General features: G+C 53.1%; 3 protein-coding genes. All 3 read left to right on the forward strand.

The features are described 5' to 3' along the window. Window positions 1-74: 74 nt before the first annotated feature. The 3 genes from ACYVGC_RS24885 to ACYVGC_RS24895 are packed head-to-tail and all read left to right on the forward strand — an operon-like array spanning window position 75 to window position 3,118. Entirely contained in the window at window positions 75-1,001 is a 927-nt protein-coding gene (locus tag ACYVGC_RS24885; protein WP_460586552.1) for an ABC-three component system protein, read from the forward strand. Window positions 1,002-1,016: 15 nt separating this feature from the next. Further along, window positions 1,017-1,514 (forward strand): three component ABC system middle component, encoded by a 498-nt coding sequence (locus ACYVGC_RS24890; protein WP_460586553.1) that lies wholly within the window; start codon window positions 1,017-1,019, stop codon window positions 1,512-1,514. Between the two features lie 8 nt (window positions 1,515-1,522). After that, on the forward strand, window positions 1,523-3,118 hold the full coding sequence (locus ACYVGC_RS24895) for a DUF3732 domain-containing protein (RefSeq protein WP_460586554.1): 1,596 nt from the start codon (window positions 1,523-1,525) through the stop codon (window positions 3,116-3,118). Window positions 3,119-3,191: the final 73 nt, after the last annotated feature.

The following is a 3,191-nucleotide window of genomic DNA, read 5'->3' on the forward strand; positions in this document are numbered from 1 at the left end:
TAACGTATCGGAAATGATGAACTCTTGAGTAGTAGCCATACCCCAAATTAATCCCTATTTGGATAGCCTCTAAGTTGGCACTTATTACCACGGCCAAGGCGCCCGATGACTCACTTCCTGCTTTGTTACGCGAGGGCAAGGGCCGAAATGAAACTAAGGCTATTCAGTTGCTATTGGAAACGGCAGCTGAGTCAAAAAGCAAGGATGAGAACAGGCAACTAGAAATCCGAACTTTTATAGGGCTTACACCCGCACAGCGAGCCGATTTAATAAGCGCTGTTACTGTGTGCGACAGCTCGCCACATATACAGGATTTGCCTAAGCTCATCAAAAACGAGTTGTGCTACAGTGTGCTACCAGAGCACGAGGAGGCCTTTTACGAGCGCCTGCAAAGCTGGTGGTTCGATAAGGTAGTGGAACACTTAGTCACTAAATCACACCAGCAAATTTCCTGGCCTGAGTTACAAATTCGCATCGCTGATTTGGTGAGCCGGTTTCAGCGGGACAGTTTACCACTAGACTACACGGCGGGTGTACTGAATATGAGCTACTTTGAGTCACAACAAAGTAGAATGTTCGTGCGCCAGCTACACTGCCTGAAAGTGAGCTTAGAGCGGGTGCAGATAGCAGTAGATGACTACTACCGGGCATTTGAACAGCGCACGAAGTGGGTTAAGGATAAACTCATCATCGATTACGATTTGGGTGAATACGAAACCAAACTGAAAAAAGAGTGGCACCTGTGCGTTACGCAACTCAAGGACAATTTGGATGATGTGGACGAGCTAGAGCAAGAGGCTGCTTGCGTCAAATTCGGTAAGCGGGTGTTGACATGGATGGAAAACGCTAAAATCCCTATCCGAAAAAATATGCCTCTCGGTGACGACTACGTGATGCGCGGCAGCTACCATATGCTAGCCGACCAGGATACACCAGCGGTATACTGGCACCCGAAATTTTTAGCGCAACTGCAAGAGGCAGTTGCAGAAGTTATTACCTAATTTTCTTTAGTTCATATGCTAGCGCCTTGGCCGCAGCGTCCCATAGAGGTGGCAAACCTACTTAATCCAGCTTTCTGTGCCCTGCTGCTGCATCAAGTCGTAAAAGCGCACGAGCAGGAGGTAGGGCGGGGGCTTGGATACCCTGTAGCCTTTGTGGCTCTGCCGACCGTGTTGCACAAAGACATCCGCGAGCAACTGCCTCCTACTATCGCCACGAAGCTGCATGCATGGCTACAAACGCATGAGCAAGTACGCGTGCGAATGCCTAGTCATGTGCAGCAAATGGCGCAGCTTACGCGCGAGGGATTGCTCTTCGCACTCGGGCACGAGGTGCTAGCGCTAAATAAGCAAGGTGCCCTTGTGGTAGGAGCGCGCAAACTTGGCGCGCTACAGGTCGATAAAGGCTCAGAAACAGCGCAATGTGTGAAAAAAGCCGAATTTATTGGCCGTTGGTTCGCTAGCGTGGCCAACCCAATTGCAATGCTGGCCTTGTGGGGTATTAAATTACAATAATTCTCTTTATGCAGATAAAATCTATTATTCTCTATAATAAACAAGGTGAGCGGCGCGTGTTGCTGTTTCGTTTGGGAGCCGTAAATATTATCACAGGCGAATCTAAAACGGGTAAGTCGTCCCTTATCAATATTTTGGATTTCTGCCTGGGGCGGCGTGACTTCACCCTGTTTGAGGGAGTAAACCGCGATGTGGTGAGCTGGTATGCGGTACTATTGCAGGTGGGTGCCACGCAGGTATTTATTGCCAAGTCACCGCCGGCTGGCCATGCCGTGCAGCAGAGCCAAGGCTACATTGCCATTGGGGCGGACGTGACGTTGCCCGCGCTCGAAGAATTGTATTTTAATACCAATGACGCTACCATTACCGCCCATTTGTCGAGCCTGCTGGGTATTGCGCCCAACGAGACGCTGGGCGTGGCTAGCTCAGGCCAGGAGGTTTTTCAAGCTACACTTGACCACACTAAGTACTACCTATTTCAAAACCAGAGCCTAATTGCGAATCCGGCACAGCTTTTTTGGCGGCAAAGTGACCCAGTGATTCAGCGCCACATCCGCGAAACGATGCCCTACTTTCTGGGGGCGATTCAGGATAACCGGATGAAGCTGGGCGCAGACATGCGTAAAGGCCAGCAGGCCCTGCGCGAGGTGCAGCAGTTGCATCAGCAAGCACAGCAGGTGATTAATCAGCGCACAGCGAACGCGCGCGCATTGGTCGAGCAGGCGCGTAACCTAGGCATGCTGCAAGAGCAGATACCCGACAACTTGCTGCTGCCGGCCCTCACAACCTTGTCGGGCTGGGTAGTTACAAGCGACGCCACCGTGGTGCCGGTGGATAATGCCTTGGAGCAGGCGCGCGCGCGTTACCGTGACCTCAACCAAGCCTACCAGACGCTGGACCTAGAAATTGCTCAAACTGCTGCGCATCTACGCACGGCCGAAGGCTACACGGCCGCCGTGCGGGAGCATGCCGACCGCTTAAGCGTAGTGCGGCTCTTTGACCATGATGAGCAAGGGCATATTAGCGCGTGCCCACTATGTACGCAGCCTTTGGGCGAGGATGCTCCTCCAAGCGTAGCCATGCTCAACGGGTCGCTGGCCCGCATGCAGGCCGAACTAAGCGGCATGCAGCAGCAGCGGCCTCAGCTACAGCAGTACCTCACTGGCCAGCAGCAGCAGCTTGCGGCCCTGCGCGAGCAGGTACAGCGAGCCGATGGCCTAGTGCGGGGGCTGCGGCGTGCGCAGCAAACCAGTAGCCAAGCTACCGACCGCGACGATAAAGCCTTGAAGCTGGCCGGTAAGATAGAGGGCTACTTAGAGCAATTAGGCGACTTGCCAGATATGGCCCGTTTGAACGAGCGCCTTGTGCGTGAGCAGCGCAACGTGGACGACTTGAAACGGCAACTCAACACCTTGGACGTGATGGAGGTCATTGACTCAAGTATGAGTATGATTGCCAAGGATATGACTGAGTGGGCTAATGACTTGCAGCTTAGCCACGCTGGCTACCCGCACCGCTTGGACTGGCGCCGGCTTACTGTGATAGCCGACCACGACCGGCTGATTCCGATAGAGCGCATGGGCAGCGGCGAGAACTGGCTGTGAGGTGGTCGGGTAAAAATGGACACGGCGAAAGTAACTTTCCCTTGTCATGGAAGCAGAAAAACCAGCTAGTAAA

It is taken from the genome of Hymenobacter arcticus (assembly GCF_054779975.1).

Bases quoted from the DNA above. Each gene is read 5' to 3' on its own strand.
- ACYVGC_RS24895 (WP_460586554.1), top strand. From the start codon at position 1,523: ATGCAGATAAAATCTATTATTCTCTATAATAAACAAGGTGAGCGGCGC.
- ACYVGC_RS24890 (WP_460586553.1), top strand. From the start codon at position 1,017: ATGCTAGCGCCTTGGCCGCAGCGTCCCATAGAGGTGGCAAACCTACTT.